General features: G+C 66.2%; 12 protein-coding genes and 1 tRNA gene. 7 read left to right on the top strand and 6 right to left on the bottom strand.

What is annotated here, in order from left to right:
• Nucleotides 1–71: 71 nt before the first annotated feature.
• Nucleotides 72–1,871 carry an L-lactate permease gene (locus tag ACIQCM_RS13790; protein WP_400608244.1) on the bottom strand — a complete coding sequence of 600 codons (1,800 nt, stop codon included), beginning with the start codon at nt 1,869–1,871 and terminating at the stop codon, nt 72–74.
• A gap of 221 nt (nt 1,872–2,092) precedes the next feature.
• Here ACIQCM_RS13790 and ACIQCM_RS13785 point away from each other — a divergent pair, with 221 nt between their 5' ends.
• Nucleotides 2,093–4,273 (top strand): malate synthase G, encoded by a 2,181-nt coding sequence (locus ACIQCM_RS13785; RefSeq protein WP_400608246.1) that lies wholly within the window; start codon nt 2,093–2,095, stop codon nt 4,271–4,273.
• The gene (locus ACIQCM_RS13780; RefSeq protein WP_400608248.1) at nt 4,270–4,698 is read left to right on the top strand and encodes a heme-binding protein; all 429 of its coding nucleotides are present in this window, start codon (nt 4,270–4,272) and stop codon (nt 4,696–4,698) included. Before ACIQCM_RS13785 ends, ACIQCM_RS13780 begins: the two co-directional genes overlap by 4 nt.
• 7 nt (nt 4,699–4,705) lie before the next feature.
• Here the strand turns inward: ACIQCM_RS13780 and ACIQCM_RS13775 are convergent, their stop codons facing one another.
• Nucleotides 4,706–5,461 carry an IclR family transcriptional regulator gene (locus ACIQCM_RS13775; protein WP_400608250.1) on the bottom strand — a complete coding sequence of 252 codons (756 nt, stop codon included), beginning with the start codon at nt 5,459–5,461 and terminating at the stop codon, nt 4,706–4,708.
• Nucleotides 5,462–5,696: 235 nt separating this feature from the next.
• Here ACIQCM_RS13775 and ACIQCM_RS13770 point away from each other — a divergent pair, with 235 nt between their 5' ends.
• A complete protein-coding gene (locus ACIQCM_RS13770; RefSeq protein ID WP_400608252.1) occupies nt 5,697–7,067 on the top strand; it encodes an FAD-binding oxidoreductase in 1,371 nt (456 codons plus the stop codon).
• A 21-nt stretch (nt 7,068–7,088) separates the two neighbouring features.
• On the opposite strand, the gene ACIQCM_RS13765 is transcribed toward ACIQCM_RS13770, so the two are convergent.
• Nucleotides 7,089–7,165 (bottom strand) — tRNA-Thr (locus ACIQCM_RS13765).
• Nucleotides 7,166–7,300: 135 nt separating this feature from the next.
• Nucleotides 7,301–8,191: a DsbA family protein gene (locus tag ACIQCM_RS13760; protein WP_400608254.1), complete on the bottom strand. Its 891-nt coding sequence runs from the start codon at nt 8,189–8,191 to the stop codon at nt 7,301–7,303.
• A 179-nt stretch (nt 8,192–8,370) separates the two neighbouring features.
• Here ACIQCM_RS13760 and ACIQCM_RS13755 point away from each other — a divergent pair, with 179 nt between their 5' ends.
• The 4 genes from ACIQCM_RS13755 to ACIQCM_RS13740 all read left to right on the top strand — a co-directional run bounded on the left by ACIQCM_RS13755 (nt 8,371) and on the right by ACIQCM_RS13740 (nt 13,599).
• Complete coding sequence (locus ACIQCM_RS13755) at nt 8,371–9,873, top strand: trehalose-6-phosphate synthase (protein WP_400608256.1); 1,503 nt, start codon at nt 8,371–8,373, stop codon at nt 9,871–9,873.
• Nucleotides 9,863–10,693: a trehalose-phosphatase gene (gene otsB / locus ACIQCM_RS13750; RefSeq protein WP_400608258.1), complete on the top strand. Its 831-nt coding sequence runs from the start codon at nt 9,863–9,865 to the stop codon at nt 10,691–10,693. The genes ACIQCM_RS13755 and otsB overlap by 11 nt, the downstream gene beginning before the upstream one ends.
• 225 nt (nt 10,694–10,918) lie before the next feature.
• Entirely contained in the window at nt 10,919–12,001 is a 1,083-nt protein-coding gene (locus ACIQCM_RS13745) for an ABC transporter ATP-binding protein (protein WP_400608261.1), read from the top strand.
• 179 nt (nt 12,002–12,180) lie between these two features.
• Nucleotides 12,181–13,599: a DUF4032 domain-containing protein gene (locus ACIQCM_RS13740; protein WP_400608263.1), complete on the top strand. Its 1,419-nt coding sequence runs from the start codon at nt 12,181–12,183 to the stop codon at nt 13,597–13,599.
• A 32-nt stretch (nt 13,600–13,631) separates the two neighbouring features.
• Here the strand turns inward: ACIQCM_RS13740 and ACIQCM_RS13735 are convergent, their stop codons facing one another.
• Together ACIQCM_RS13735 and ACIQCM_RS13730 are read right to left on the bottom strand one after the other, a co-directional pair.
• Nucleotides 13,632–15,050 (bottom strand): FAD-binding oxidoreductase, encoded by a 1,419-nt coding sequence (locus ACIQCM_RS13735; RefSeq protein WP_400608265.1) that lies wholly within the window; start codon nt 15,048–15,050, stop codon nt 13,632–13,634.
• Nucleotides 15,005–15,493 (bottom strand): hypothetical protein, encoded by a 489-nt coding sequence (locus ACIQCM_RS13730; RefSeq protein WP_400608267.1) that lies wholly within the window; start codon nt 15,491–15,493, stop codon nt 15,005–15,007. Before ACIQCM_RS13730 ends, ACIQCM_RS13735 begins: the two co-directional genes overlap by 46 nt.
• Between the last annotated feature and the right edge of the window lie 234 nt (nt 15,494–15,727).

Here is a 15,727-nt window from a genome sequence, read left to right as displayed (position 1 = left end):
TTGGCGGCGGAACGGCAAGGCCTGGAAGGTCCCCGAATCCGTGCAGGAATAGGCGGGTGTGCCCGCTCTGGCTAGGGTCGGCGGCTGTCGTCGACGAGCTCCCGGGCCATGGCCGGCTGCCTCCTCAGCATCCAGCGTGCCACCAGAGCCAAAGCCGCTACCAGGAGCACCAGCTGCACGGTCCCCAGGTTAAACCCGAGGCCGTGGATGAAGATGAACGCGACCGCGCCCGCCGCAAGGCAGTAATAGGTGGTCACGATGATGGTCTTCCGCAACAGGTCGCCTTCGCGGCCCAGGAGTCCCACGGTTGCCGCTGCGGCGACGATGTTGTGGATGGCGATCGGGTTGCCGCCGGCACCGCCTACGGCTTGAGCAGCCACGATCCCCTCCGGCGGCACGCCGAGCTCCGCTCCGGTGGAGAACTGGAACTGTGCAAAGGTCAGGTTGGAGACGGTGTTGGATCCGGCCACGAAGGCGCCGAGCGCGCCGATCCACGGGGCGATCAACGGCCACGAATCCCCGGCAACGGCTGCGGTGCCCTCGGCCAGCGTGACCGGCATGCTGGAGAGGCCGGAGGCGTTGAAGTCCGGTCCTGAGTTGATGAGGACCCGCACCAGCGGGACCGCGAAGAGCAGCGCCACGGCGGTTCCGCCCAGCTGGCGGCCGGAGATCTTCAGGGTGCGGAGAACCTGCCCGCGGTTCATCCGGTGCAGCAGGTAGGCGAACACCGCGGCAATGATCATCAGGAAGGCCGGAGAGTAGAACGGCTGGACGGAGGTGCTGATTCCGGTGCCCAGGATGTTCTGGAACGGGATGGCGAGGCCGGAAAGATAGGCCTTCAGCGGAGCGATGACGCGCGTTGCCACCAGCAGCACCGCCATCAGGATGTACGGCGACCAGGCACGCACCAGGCTCATGCGGGACGAGATTTCCGTGGCGGCTTCGGGCTCGATCGAACCCATCCACCGGTCCGACCAGGTGGCGCGGGGCCCGAACTGGAAGGAGTCCTTGGGCATGAGGAAGCCCTTGCTGGACGTGTACATCACCAGCATCAGGCCGATCAGTCCGCCGAAGAGGGAAGGGAATTCCGGACCCAGGAACCGGGCCACCAGCACATATGGGACGGTCATGGCCAGCGAGGAATACAGGGCGAACGGCCACACAGCCAGGCCGTCGCGGAAGCGGCGGTCGGGGCCGAAGAAACCGGTCAGCATGCAGACCAGGATCAGCGGGATGAGCAGGCCGACGATGGCATGGATTGCAGCTACCTGGAAACCAATCGAGGCGACGAACTCAGGCATGGTCAGGCCCAGCACCGAAATCCGCTCCGCGACGGCCGGGTCGCCGCCAAGCCCCTTGCCCACGCCGACCAGGATGGGCGTTCCCACGGCACCGAAGCTCACCGGCGTGCTTTGGATGATCAGTCCCACCATGACCGCGGCCATGGCGGGGAAACCCATCGCCAGCAGCAGGGGCGCCACCACAGCCGCGGGGGTGCCGAATCCGGATGCACCCTCAATGAAGGAGCCGAAAAGCCAGCCGATGATGATGGCCTGGACCCGGCGGTCCGAGGAGATGTTGTTGAAGCCGGCGCGGATGCTCGCCATGGCACCGCCCACCGTGAGTGTGGAGAGCAGCAGGAGCGCACCGAACACGATGTAAAGGAGCGTGCCTGCCGTGATGAGGCCCTCAAGAGACGCAGCCAGGACGCTGCCGAAGTCCATCCGCCAGACGAGCAGCGCCACCAGCACCACGAGCAGATAGCCCACGGGCATCGCATACTTGGCGGGCCATCGGAATCCGGCCAGCAGGACACCGACGATAAGGATGGGCGCAAGTGCCAGCAGGCAAAGCATAAAAAGGTTGTCCACGGGCGGTCCTCTCTGACCATTTCATAATGTGGAAAATGCTTTCCAGAAATCTGGGTCGAGTCTAGGAGCAGCATTCCCCGGCGTCAATGGCTTGCGCGCAGGCTCCAAGCGTTGGGCTTCCCCGCCGGGCAGGCATTGACACCCCTTCGCAAAAGCCGCTACCTTGCATATATTGAAATATTGTTTCCGCTTTGCGGAATAGTTGGGAACGGAAGCAAACAATGACGAACCGAGTGGAAACCCACGGCCTGAGCGTCGCCGAAGAGCTGTACGCGTTCGTGGGTGACGAGGCCCTGCCCGGAACCGGGATAGAAGAAGAGCTGTTCTGGAGGGGAGCGGCTGCTCTGATCGGCGAATTCTCACCGAAGGTGCGTGGGCTCCTGGCAACCCGCGACCGGCTTCAGGGGCAGATCGACGACTTCCACCGGGCCAACGGGCCGGGCGATCCGGACGCCTACGAGGAATTCCTGCGCTCTATCGGCTATCTGGTGGATGAGCCCGCGGATTTCACCATCGCTACCGGCCGCGTGGACCCGGAAATTGCCACGATCTCCGGCCCGCAACTGGTGGTTCCATTGCTCAACGCCCGCTTCGCCGTCAATGCCGCCAATGCCCGCTGGGGCTCGCTGTATGACGCACTGTACGGCACCGACGCCATCGACGAATCCGAGGGGCGGGAGCGCGGCGGGGCCTACAACCCCGCGCGGGGTGCCGCCGTGGTGGCCCGCGGCCGGCAGTTCCTGGACCAGCACGCTCCCCTGGCATCCGGCTCGCACAGCGACGTTACGGCCTACCGCATCGAAGGATCCGCCCTCGTGGCGGAGACCCCAGCAGGTCCCACGGCGCTGGCCGGCCCGGACCAGCTGCGCGGGTACCGGGGTGCGCCGGACTCCCCCGAGGCAGTGCTCCTGGTCCACCACGGCCTCCACGCCGAGATCCAGATCGACGCCGGCCACCCCATCGGCGCCACCGATCCGGCCGGCGTCAAGGACATTGTCCTGGAGTCCGCCCTCACCACCATCATGGACCTGGAGGACTCGGTGGCCGCCGTGGATGCAGCGGACAAGGTGGACGGCTACCGGAACTGGCTGCAGCTGATGCAGGGCACACTGACTGCCGAAGTCGCCAAGGGCGGAAGTTCCTATACGCGCCGGCTCAATGCTGACCGGACCTTCACGGCACCGGACGGCTCCGATCTGGTCCTCCCGGGCCGGTCGCTGCTCCTTATCCGGCAAGTGGGCCACCTCATGACCAGCGACGCCGTCCTGGACGCGGACGGAAACCCGGTGCCGGAGGAAATCCTGGATGCCCTGTTCACCGGCCTGGGTTCCGTGCACGACCTGCGTGGCCCTGACGCGGGCAGGAACTCCCGGGCCGGCTCCGTGTACATCGTCAAGCCGAAGATGCACGGCCCGGAGGAAGTGGCAGTCGCCTGCGCCCTGCTGGCCGGTGCGGAGTCCGTCCTTGGCCTCGAGCCGCTGACGCTCAAGATCGGCATCATGGATGAGGAGCGCCGCACCTCGGCAAACCTCAAAGCCTGCATCTACGAGGCCCGCGAGCGCGTGGTGTTCATCAACACCGGCTTCCTGGACCGCACCGGCGACGAAATCCACACCTCGATGGCCGCCGGCCCCATGGTCCGCAAGGCAGATATGCGCAACTCCAGCTGGATCAAGGCCTATGAGGACGCCAACGTGGACATCGGACTGGCCAGCGGCTTCCGTGGCCGGGCGCAGGTAGGCAAGGGCATGTGGGCCGCACCGGACAACATGGCGGAGATGCTGGCCCAAAAGTCCGCCCATCCCCTGTCAGGGGCCAACTGCGCCTGGGTCCCCTCCCCTACCGCCGCCACCCTGCATGCCCTCCACTACCACCAGGTGGACGTGGATGCCCGGCAGGCGGAGCTGGGCGGAAAGCGCCGGTCAACCCTGCGGGAACTGCTGACCATTCCGGTCGGAGACCCCTCCGACTGGGACGCCGACGCCCGCCGCAGCGAGCTGGACAACAACATCCAAAGCATCCTGGGTTACGTGGTCCGCTGGGTCAACGCCGGCGTGGGATGCTCCAAGGTCCCCGACATCCACGGTGTTGCCCTCATGGAGGACCGCGCCACCTGCCGCATCAGCTCCCAGCATGTCGCCAACTGGCTGCACCATGGCATCGTCAGCACCGACGAAGTGGAGGAAACCCTCCGCCGGATGGCAGTGGTGGTGGACGGGCAGAACGCCGCCGACCCTGACTACCTGCCCATGGCGCCGGCCTTCGACGGCGAGGCTTTCCTGGCCGCACGCGAGCTGGTGCTCGACGGCGCCGCACAGCCGTCCGGGTACACCGAACCGGTCCTGCACCGCCGGCGCGCGGCGCAGAAGCATGCAGGCAACCTTGCGAGGAGCGCATCATGAACTTTGGACTGGAAACCGCGCAGGCGATCGTAGCCAAGGCGCTGGAGACGGGGCAGCAGGAAGGCTTCAAGCCGCTAACCGTCGTCGTGCTCGACGCCGGCGGCCACGTCATCGCCGCCGCCCGGCAGGACGGCGCCTCGAACAACCGCTTCGACATCGCCCACGGCAAGGCCTACGGGGCGCTGGCGATGGGGGTCGGCTCGCGGGCGCTCATGGAGCGGGCCGAGCAGCAGGCGTACTTCATCTCCGCTGCGGCGGCATCGCTGGGCGGCCGCCTGATACCGGTGCCTGGCGGGGTCCTTGTGCGCGACGGCGACGGCGGCCTCCTTGGCGCCGTGGGCATCACCGGAGACACCTCGGATAACGACGAGACCGCCGCCCTTAAGGCGATCGCGTCAGCCGGGCTGACGGCCCAACCCGCCTGACTGGCGGCTATTTGCGGTTGAGTTCGGCGGAAATCGCGTGGACCGCTTCGCGCAGCACCGGGATGGCCCGGTCGCCAAAGGAGCGGTCCACGCGGGAGACAGGGCCGGACACGGAGATGGCGGAAGGCGTGGGCGCATTGGGCACCGCCATGGCGAAACAGCGCACGCCCAGCTCCTGCTCTTCCTCGTCGATGGCGTAGCCGCGTTTGCGGATCCGCTCGAGTTCCTTCAGGAGGGTGTCCACGTCGCCGATGCTCTTGGCGGTGGGCGTGGGCATACCTGCCCGGGCCACAACGCCCCGGACCGTCTCGTCGTCCAGCTGGGCGAGGATTGCCTTGCCCACCCCCGTATCGTGGGCGTGGGCGCGCCGGCCGACCTCCGTGAACATCCGCATGGAATGCAGGGATGGGACCTGTGCCACGTAAACCACCATGTCCGAATCGAACACCGCCATGTTGGATGTCTCGCCCAGCTGGTCCACCAGGGACTTCAGCTGTGGCCGGGCAACGGCTCCAAGCTGTTTGTTGGCACCCTCGCCGAGCCGGATCAGGCGGGGCCCCAGGGCATAGCGGCGGCTGGGCAGCTGGCGGACGTAGCCCAGGGTGACCAGGGTGCGCAGCAGGCGGTGGATGGTGGGCAAGGGAAGATCGGTCGAGGCCGAGAGTTCGCTGAGGGTCACGTCCCCGCCGGCGTTGGTGATAAGTTCCAACAGCTCAAACGCGCGCTCAACGGACTGTACGCCTCCGCTTGCTTTCCCGGCCATGGGGCAATCTCCTGTGGGTTCAGATTCCGACAACTCTTATCCGCATCGTGAAAAGATTTGCGCTCAGGCTCCCAAGATACCCCACATGCCGGCTAGGAATAGGCCCGACCACCCCACGGCCAGGCCATTGACCGCCGCCTGCGGCTGATCCTAGAGTTATCCAAATAGCAGAATTAAGTTTTCGCTCTACGGAAACTATGTTTCCGGCTGATCCAATGCAGAACAAAGGGGTTTCGTGGATACGTCAGTTTCAACCCGTCCGACGGCGGCAGTCCTGGAGGGTGCCCCCGGCGCCTCCGTGGCGGAGCAGGACCGCCTCGCAGCGAGCACGGACCGTTCGGGGTACGTATCGCCGTCGCTCCCCGACGGTGTGGTTTTCGCGGAGTCAGCGGACGACGTCGTCACCGCGGTGAAACTGGCGGCCGCTCACCGGGCACCGCTGGTTCCCCGGGGCGCGGGAACCGGCCTTGCCGCCGGGGCGGCGGCCAAGGCAGGGGAAGTTGTCCTGGATGTTTCGCGGATGGACCGTATCCTGCGCATTGATCCGCTGGAGCAGCTCGCCGTGGTCCAGCCCGGGGTCTTGAACGCCGACCTGAATGCCGCCGCGGCGGAGCACGGGCTGTTCTATGCGCCGGACCCGGCCAGCACCGCCATTTGCTCGATCGGCGGCAATGTCGCCACCAACGCCGGCGGCATGCGGTGCGCCAAGTACGGGGTGACCCGCGAGGCGGTGCTCGCACTGCAGGTGGTGCTTGCGGACGGCAGGCTCCTGCGGACAGGCCGCGAGACCATTAAGGGGGTCACCGGCTACGACCTCAATGCGCTGATCACCGGGTCGGAAGGAACCCTCGGCGTGGTGGTCGAGGCGACACTCCGGCTGCGGCCCATGCCGGTGGCAACCGCCACCGTGGCGGCGTTCTTCCCCGATTTCGCCACCGCAGCCGCTGCCGCCTCCGCCGTCATTGCGGCCCGCATCCAGCCCTCGCTGCTCGAACTGATCGACGGCCAGACCCTTGAGGCCATCGACATGGCAATGGGGACGGACTACCGGTCAAAGGGCGGGGCCTTCATGCTGGCCCAGACGGACGGTTACGGCGCCTACCTGGAACAGGACGTCCTGATCGACGCGATCCGGCCGTACGCCTCTTCCTTTGAGAAGGCCACTGATGCCGAACACGCCAACGAACTCATCACCGCCCGGCGCGAGGCCATCCCGTCCCTGGAGAAACTGGGCAGGGTGTCCATCGGGGACATCGGCGTTCCCCGATCGAAGCTCGCTGAGGTGGCCGTGGGGCTGGATGAAATCTCTGCTGCCACCGGTGTGCGGATCTTCTCCGTGGTGCACGCCTCGGACGGCAACCTGCACCCCATGCTGGTCCTGGACCCGGAGGACTCCGTCACGGAAGGCCCGGCCAAGCAGGCACTCGGGGACATGTTCCACCTGGCTAAGCGGCTGGGAGGCACGCTGACCGGGGAGCACGGAGTGGGAATCCTGAAGCGGGACTGGCTGCTGCCGGAGCTTGGCGAGGTCTCGCTGGATGTGCAGCGGACCATCAAGAACGCGCTGGATCCGGACGGGATCCTGAACCCCGGCAAGGGAATCTGAGCTGGCCGCGAGACTGGTTTGTGGAGCCCCCTGTCGGATTCGAACCGACGACCCCCGCTTTACAAGAGCGGTGCTCTGGCCAACTGAGCTAAGGAGGCGTGCCCGGAAACCGGGCGTGCGCCCAACGAGCGCTAGATAAGGTTAGCCCAAGTCCTGCCCGCGGGTAAAAACAGCAGGGCCGGCCCCGAAACGAATCCGGGGCCGGCCCTTTCTGCCGAAAACGGTGCAGTCGCTTATGCCTTGGCGTCGATGGCTGCCTGCAGGAACTCCGGGAACGGCGTCTGCGCGCTGTCGCCCTTGCCCCACTGCTTGCCATCAACCAGGACGGTGGGTGTGCCGCTGACGCCGATTGACGACGCGAGCTTCGTGGAGTACTTCACGTACGGGCGGTATGTCTTCTCCTCCACGCAGGAATCGATGCTGGCGGCGCCCACCTCAGTGGCCATCTTCTTCAGGTCGTCGTCCGAAATACCGGCGGTGCCCTCGGCAGGCTGGTCAGCGAACAGGGCGTTGATGAAGTCTGCGTACTTCTCCGGGGATTCGTTCACCACGCAGGCGGCAGCATTGGCGGCACGGGAGGAGTAGTTGGTGCTCGAGCGGTTGTCCAGGAAGCCCAGCGGGCGGTATTCGACGCTGATCTTGCCTTCGTTGCGCAGGGAGGTCAACTGCCCGTTGAACTGCTCCTCAAAGTTCTTGCAGATAGGGCAGATGAAGTCGATGTAGATGACCACCTTCACCGGCTTGCCCGCCTCGGCTTCGGCACCGGGAGCAGCGATCTCCGCCGGCGGGGTCTTCGGGGGCTCGGGAACGCTCGCGGCATCCACGGTGCCCGCTTCGGTGGGTGCCACGTCCGTGTTGGCCAGCAATGTTACGCCGCCGTTGACGTTGGCGTTGGCGGGGACGGGCCCCTGGTCCGCAACCTGAGTGTTGTTCCGGATGTTGCTGGTAACCACCAGTGCCACGACCGCAAGGATGGCCACCACAGCCACCACGATGCCCCAACCGATCAGATGCTTGTTGCGCTTGTCCTTCTTAAGCTGCGCTTCCCGGATCTGGCGGGCTTTCTCGCGCGCCTCAGCAGTCCGTTCAGCCTTGGACTTACGGTTTTCGTTTGCAGGGCTCATGTGTTCCTTGGGTCGGTCGACGTGGGGGGACCACTAAGTGGCAACCCGCCCAGTTTAGGGGACAAAGCCGGAAGCTTGGGCCTTCAAGCATCCCGCCCATTGACTAACGGACGAATAGCACCGATCATTCCGTCCCGTTAGGGTGGGCTGAGAGGCACAAGCAACCCCAGGGGGCCGCAATGCAATCACCCGTCCAGGAAAAACCCGCCGGAACGGCAGCTCCAGCTGCCGCCGCTGCACGCCCCGGCGCTCACACCAAATACGACTTCATGGTGGTCTCGAACAGGCTGCCCGTTGACCGCTGCGGTCCGGGAGAAAGCGGCGGCGACGGCTCCGGCTGGCGCCGCTCCCCCGGCGGGCTGGTCACCGCGCTGGCGCCGATGATGACCAAGACGGACGGCGCCTGGGTGGGCTGGCACGGCGCCCCGGATGAGACGGTCAGGCCCTTCAGCCACGGCGGCATGGACCTGGTGCCCGTCCAGTTGAGCACCGACGACGTCGAGCTGTACTACGAGGGCTTTTCGAACGCCACCCTGTGGCCGCTCTACCACGACGTCATCGCCCCGCCGGAATTTCACCGGACCTGGTGGGACGCCTACCGCAAGGTCAACCGCAGGTTCGCCGACGCCGTCGTACGCCATGCCGACGAAGGGGCCACAGTGTGGGTCCAGGACTACCAGCTCCAGCTGGTCCCGCGGATGCTGCGCGAGGCGCGGCCCGATCTCCGCATTGGGTTCTTCAACCACATCCCGTTCCCGCCGCCGGAGATCTTTGCGCAGCTGCCGTGGCGGCAGGCAATCATTGACGGGCTGCTCGGCGCGGACCTGGTGGGTTTCCAGCGCACCAGCGACGCCGGGAACTTCATGCGCTCGGCCCGACGGTTCCTGGGCGCCAGCGTCAAGCAGCAGCAGGTGCATGTCAAGGGCCAGGACGGCGCCATCACGCACATCGCCCGTGCCCAGGCGTTCCCGATTTCGATCGACGTCCAGCAGATCACGGCGCTGGCCGAGCGGCCGGACATCGTGGAACGTTCCCGCCAGATCCGCCAGGACCTGGGCAACCCAAAAACCATCCTCCTCGGCGTGGACCGGCTCGACTACACCAAGGGCATCCGGCACCGGCTCAAGGCCTTCGAAGAGCTGCTGGCTGACGGGAAGCTTTCCGTCGGGGATGCCACGCTCATCCAGGTGGCCAGCCCCAGCCGCGAGCGCGTGGAACAGTACCGGCTGCTGCGCGAGGAAGTGGAGGGGACCGTCGGCCACATCAACGGCACCTATGACACCCTCGAGAACACCGCCGTCCGGTACCTCCACCACAGCTACCCCGTGGAGGAGATGGTGGCCCTGTACCTGGCGGCGGACGTCATGCTGGTCACCGCGCTGCGCGACGGCATGAACCTGGTGGCCAAGGAATACGTCACGTCGCGGACCAACAACGACGGCGCCCTCGTCCTGAGCGAATTCGCCGGAGCCGCAGACCAGCTCAAGCAGGCCCTGCTGATGAATCCGCACGACATCGACGGACTCAAAGACTCCATCATGCGGGCTGTCGAGCTGTCCCCAAAAGAAGCCTCCCGCCGGATGCGCGCCATGCGCAAACAGATCCTGGAGCACGACGTGGACCACTGGTCCGCCGACTTCCTCACCGCGCTCAACGAGAAGGTGGTCCGCGATGACTCCTGAGGCCCGCCGGCCGGCGCTCAGCCTCACGCCCGAACTGCGCTCCGCGATCCGCCGCATCGCGCAGACCGAACATCTCCTGGTGGCCATGGACTTCGATGGCACCATGTCGCCCATCGTGGGACGGGCCGACGAAGCACGCCCCCTTCCACGGGCGGCCGCGGCTTTCGCTGGCCTCGCCGTCCTTCCACGCACGACGACGGCGCTCATCTCCGGGCGCGCCCTCGCCAGCCTGCGGGCAGTGGCCTCGCCCCCGGTGGATTCGCTGCTGATCGGCAGCCATGGGGCGGAAGCGTGGCTGGGACCCGGATCCACCCAACTGACGCTGGATGCGGATCAGCAGGACCGGCTGGCGGAAGTGCGGGCAGTTCTGGCCGGGATAGTGGAGGAAGCGCCCGGGACCCTGCTCGAGGACAAGCCCGCCGGCGTCGTTCTGCACACCCGGCTGGCAGCCGATGACGTGGCCGAGGATGCTGTGGCGGCCGCCCGCTCGCTGCTGCAGGACCGTAAAGGCGTGTTCCTCAAGGAAGGCAAGCGCGTCCTGGAAACCTCTGTCGTCCACGCCTCCAAAGGCGAGGCCGTCACGTTCCTGCGGCAGATCAGCGGAGCCACCGCCGTGTTCTTCGCCGGGGACGACACCACCGACGAGGACGCTCTGGCCCGCCTGGAACCGGGCGATGTAGGCGTTAAGGTCGGCCTCGACTTTACCTGCGCCGAGTTCCGGGTCGAAGCGCCGGATTACGTTTCCGAGCTCCTGGAGGCCCTCCTGCAGGCGCGCAGCCTCGCCGTGGCCGAGGAGGATCCGCAGGCCGCCTCCGGATAGAGACCCAGGGATGGCCAAGCTCACATGTGACCCCAGTAACATTTTCGACAATAAGGTCACGGCCTGACATACTCTTGGTTGTGATGTGGCGCACAGTAACCGTGCGGCGTCACACGATGCCTCCGGCTCCGCCTGCAGTGCATCATGCATGACAAAACTGAACAAACATGAACCATTCACAACGGATCGTCCGGCACGTACCTGCCGGTGAAGGGATTGATAACTGTGGCTACAGTTACTTTTGACAACGCTACGCGTCTGTACCCGGGCACAGATAAGCCCGCCGTCGACAAGCTCAACATCGACATCGCCGATGGCGAATTCCTGGTCCTCGTTGGACCCTCCGGTTGCGGTAAGTCCACGTCGCTGCGCATGCTTGCAGGCCTCGAGGACGTCAACGCCGGCCGCATCCTGATCGGTGACCGCGACGTCACCGATGTTCCGCCGAAGGACCGCGACATCGCGATGGTGTTCCAGAACTACGCGCTGTACCCGCACATGACTGTGGCCGACAACATGGGCTTCGCCCTCAAGATCGCCGGCGTCTCCAAGGAAGAGCGCGCCGAGCGCGTTCGCGAAGCAGCCAAGCTCCTCGACCTCGAGCAGTACCTGGACCGCAAGCCGAAGGCACTCTCCGGCGGTCAGCGCCAGCGTGTTGCCATGGGCCGCGCGATCGTGCGTAACCCGCAGGTCTTCCTCATGGACGAGCCGCTCTCCAACCTGGACGCCAAGCTGCGTGTCCAGACCCGTACGCAGATTGCGTCCCTGACCCGGCGCCTGGGCGTCACCACGGTCTACGTGACCCACGACCAGGTCGAGGCCATGACCATGGGTGACCGCGTGGCTGTGCTCAAGGACGGCCTGCTGCAGCAGGTTGACACCCCGCGCAACCTCTACGACCGTCCCAAGAATGTCTTCGTTGCCGGCTTCATCGGCTCCCCCGCCATGAACCTGCTGGAACTTCCCGTGGTCGACGGCGGCGTCCAGTTCGGCGGCACCGTCTACCCCGTGCCGCGGAACGTCCTCGAAGAGGCCCACGGCACCACGGTGACCCTGGGCACCCGGCCCGAGGACCTCGAGACCGCACCCCAGGGTGAAGGCCTGAAGGTCGAAGTTGACGTGGTTGAGGAACTCGGCGCTGACGCTTACGTCTACGGCCACACCACCCTGGACGGCAAGGACCACGACATCGTGGCACGTGTCGACGGCCGCCGCCCCCCGATGAAGGGCGAGTCCATCTACGTCCGTCCGCAGTCGGGCCACGTGCACCTGTTCGACACCAAGACCGGCCTGCGCCTGGGCGACTGATCTCCCCACCTGCACCCTAACCCCGTACCGCTTCGGCCAGGGAACCCGGCCGGCGTGGGCCCACTCCACGCAATTGACGGCGGCCCGCACCCTCTCGCGATGGTGCGGGCCGCCGTCGGCCTTTAACCGCGGCTGCCGGGTATTTAGCCGCCCGCCGCCAAGTACGGAAGAATTGACGCATGACCGAGGAAAACAGCGCCAAGTGGCACGATGAACCCACCGACTACGGGCAGATCGGCAAGCTGCCGCGCTTCGTCGCCGCCAGCGCGGACGACGGCAAGGCCGCGGCCGCCGCAAGCTCACTGAACATCACCGCGGCGGCTGCCGATCCTGAACTCCTGGACCTGCCCTGGCATATCGCCCTGGAGGACTGGCCCGCCGAGTACCTCGCGGCGCTCCCCCGCGGCATCTCCCGGCACATCGTGCGCTTCGCGCATCTTGGCGGGTCCGTGATCGCCATCAAGGAAACCTCGGAGCACGTGGCCAGGCACGAATACCACATGCTGCGGAAACTGGCCCGGCTGGATGTTCCCTGCGTGGAGCCGGTCGCCGTCATCACGGGACGCACCACCGCGGACGGGCGCCCGCTGAACCCTGTCCTGGTAACCCGGCACCTGAAGTTCTCCATGCCGTACCGCGCCCTGTTCTCCCAGATGCTGCGCAAGGACACCCTGACCCGCCTCATCGACGCGCAGGCGCTGCTGCTGGTCCGCCTTCACCTCATCGGGTTCTACTGGGGCGACGTGTCCCTGTCCAACACCCTGTTCCGCCGGGACGCCGGTGCGTTCGCTGCCTACCTGGTGGATGCCGAGACCGGTGAGCTGTACCCGGACCTCTCCACAGGCCAGCGCGAATACGACCTTGAAATCGCTCGCGTGAACATCGCCGGCGAGCTGATGGACCTGTTGGACGGCGGCCTGATCGAGGAGAAGGTGGACCCCGTGGCCACCAGCGAACTGATCATGGACAGCTACCGGCGGCTGTGGGCGGAGCTGACGGAGAAGGAATCCTTCGAACTCGGGGAACGTTGGCGCGTGGGGGCCCGCATCCGGCGGCTGAACGAACTTGGCTTCGACGTTGAGGAATACGCCATCAAGACCACCCAGAACGGATCCACCATCCAGCTGCAGCCCAAGGTCGTGGATGCCGGGCACCACCAGCGCCGCCTCCTGCGCCTGACCGGCCTGGACGCCCAGGAGAACCAGGCCCGCCGCCTGCTGAACGACATGGACTCCTTCCGGGCGGACAACAACCCGGACATGGACGAGGAGTACAGTGCGCACCTGTGGGTCAGCCAGATCTTCGAACCGATCGTCCGGTCCATTCCGCGGGACCTCTCCGGCAAACTGGAACCGGCAGAGGCCGTCCACGAGGTCCTGGAGCACCGCTGGTACATGTCGGAGAAGCAGGAACGCCACATTCCGCTGGCCGAGGCCGTGCAAAGCTACATCGATTCCATCCTGCGCCACCGCCGGGACGAAGCGGCCATCATGCTCAACCCGGACACTGAGCTCCTCAAGATCCTAGAAGTGGAAACCGAGGAATCGCGTTACGGGGCCGACGAATCCATCGACGAGTACCCGGACGCCGACGACTAGGCCCCTGCTTCCTGAAGCCGGGGCGGCCGGGCCTAGATCGCCTTCCCGGGATTCAGGATTCCAGCCGGGTCGAACAGTTCCTTGATCCGGCGCTGCAGGTTGCGTACCGGCTCCGGCTGTTCCTGCCCGAGCCAGCGCAGTTTGTACTGCCCTACCCCGTGCTCGCCGGTGATGGTGCCGCCCATGTCCAGGGCAACGGTAATGGACTCGTCCAGGGCGCGCTGGAGGCCCGCCATGGCTTCCCGGTCCACCCCGTCCGCAGCACGTTCAATCCAGAACGTGGGGTGCAGGTTGCCGTCGCCCGCATGGGCCACTACTTTGAGGTTCACCCGGTGCCTGGCTGCCATGGCCTCCAGTTTGGCGATGTAGTCCACAAGGCGGGAACGGGGTACGGCGACGTCCTCCCCTACCCGGTACTGGTCGTCCACCTCCACGCCCCTGCTGTGCCGCCGGAGTTCCACCAGCCGCTCGGCTTCGCTGCTGGCCTCCGCAGTAACAGTGGCACCGCCTCTGCGCAGCACGGCACGCACCTCTTCGGCTTCCGCAGCAGCGCCGAAACCATCGGTCTGGATGAGGAGCAGCGAGCGGCCACGGGCGCTGAGGTCCGATCCGTGGATGTCGTCCAGTTGGGCCAGGGTGCCGCCGTCGAGCAATTCCATGATGGCCGGCTGGACGCGGGCACGGCCCACGGCCAGCACGCCGGCGGCAGCCATCCGGAAGTCCGGATAAAAGGCTGCGACGGTATGGACTTCACGGGGCAGGTACTTCAGCCGAACGGTGATTCCGACGACGATCCCCAGCGTTCCTTCGGACCCCACGAACAGTCCGGTCAGATCGTAGCCGGCCACGCCCTTGAAGGTCTGGTGGCCGGTGTGGATCAGGGAACCGTCCGCCAGCACCACGTCCAGCGCGAGCACCGAATCCCGTGTCACTCCGTATTTCGCACAGCGGAGGCCTCCGGCGTTGGTGGCCACGTTCCCGCCGATGGTTGAGCTTCGGAAGCTGGCCGGGTCCGGGGCGTACATCAGTCCGTGGACGGCGGCGGCTTCGTTGAGAACGGCGTTCACGACGCCGGGTTCGACGACGGCGGTCTCATCGTCCGGGTTAAGGTCCAGGATGCGGTCCATGCGCTCCAGGGACATCACGATGCAGTTCCGCACCGCGTGCGCCCCGCCTGAGACGCCGGTACCGGCACCCCGGGCGACCACCGCCACCCCGGCGGCGGCGCACGCGCGGACTACTGTCTGGACGTCACCCAGGGACTCCGGGAAAGCCACCGCGAGGGGCAGATGGAAGTCGATGACCGGAGCCTGGTCCACGGCGTAGCGCCTAAGCTCAACTTCGGAGGTTTCCAGCTGGTTGGGACGGAGGAGAGCCCGCAGTTCCACCACGACGGACGCCAACGCTACGCTCCCATGAAACGCGCGTAGCGGGCAAGGATACCGGGCCATGCCTCCGCGTAGTGCGCACGCGTGCCGGCAGGATCTTCGGCGCCTTCCCAGCCGTTGTGGAAGACCCGTACTTCGGTACCGTCTTCTACGGGCCTGAAAGCGACGAGCAACTCTGTGGACCAGAGGGCAGTGCTGCCAGGGTGCCACGTGGCGTGAAAGGAGAACGGCGGGTGCCAGTCGTCCAGGGTGCCCCAGATGCTGGTACGGCCGTCGTCCGCGGTTTCCAGGATGAGGTTCTCTTCGAACTCCACGTAGGACCCTTCGCCGTAGACGCCATGGTCCCCCAGCGGCCACCACAAATGGGTGTGGTCCGTGAAGCCGGCGAAAGCGTGGGCTACGCCGCCCGGTACCACCACGGTGTTCACAACGGGTTCCAGCCCGTCCTGCGCGTCGCGGCCCTGGCCATCCCGGGGCCCGGGAGCATGGCTGAAGAGGTTGTCCATGCTGCCCAACTCTACCGGCCGGATGTGAGAGAGCGTTGCCCGGTTGGGTGCCGGATGTGGGAGAGCGTTGCCCGGTTGGGTGCCGGATGTGAGAGAGCGTTGCCCGGTTCGGTGCCGGGTGTGGGAGAGCGTTGCCCGGGGGGTGTGGGTGTTTAAATGTGGGAGGCCCCGAACCTGGTGGTTCGGGGCCTCGACCAATGTGTGTCCGGCGGTGACCTACTCTCCCACACCCTC

This window comes from Pseudarthrobacter sp. NPDC092439 (assembly GCF_044754945.1).
Lineage (GTDB): Bacteria > Actinomycetota > Actinomycetes > Actinomycetales > Micrococcaceae > Arthrobacter.
This window is presented reverse-complemented; position numbering and strand designations above follow the sequence as displayed.

Bases quoted from the DNA above. Each gene is read 5' to 3' on its own strand.
- ACIQCM_RS13785 (WP_400608246.1), top strand. From the start codon at position 2,093: ATGACGAACCGAGTGGAAACCCACGGCCTGAGCGTCGCCGAAGAGCTG.
- ACIQCM_RS13780 (WP_400608248.1), top strand. From the start codon at position 4,270: ATGAACTTTGGACTGGAAACCGCGCAGGCGATCGTAGCCAAGGCGCTG.
- ACIQCM_RS13775 (WP_400608250.1), bottom strand. From the start codon at position 5,461: ATGGCCGGGAAAGCAAGCGGAGGCGTACAGTCCGTTGAGCGCGCGTTT.
- ACIQCM_RS13760 (WP_400608254.1), bottom strand. From the start codon at position 8,191: ATGAGCCCTGCAAACGAAAACCGTAAGTCCAAGGCTGAACGGACTGCT.
- ACIQCM_RS13755 (WP_400608256.1), top strand. From the start codon at position 8,371: ATGCAATCACCCGTCCAGGAAAAACCCGCCGGAACGGCAGCTCCAGCT.
- otsB (WP_400608258.1), top strand. From the start codon at position 9,863: ATGACTCCTGAGGCCCGCCGGCCGGCGCTCAGCCTCACGCCCGAACTG.
- ACIQCM_RS13740 (WP_400608263.1), top strand. From the start codon at position 12,181: ATGACCGAGGAAAACAGCGCCAAGTGGCACGATGAACCCACCGACTAC.
- ACIQCM_RS13735 (WP_400608265.1), bottom strand. From the start codon at position 15,050: ATGGCCCGGTATCCTTGCCCGCTACGCGCGTTTCATGGGAGCGTAGCG.
- ACIQCM_RS13730 (WP_400608267.1), bottom strand. From the start codon at position 15,493: ATGGACAACCTCTTCAGCCATGCTCCCGGGCCCCGGGATGGCCAGGGC.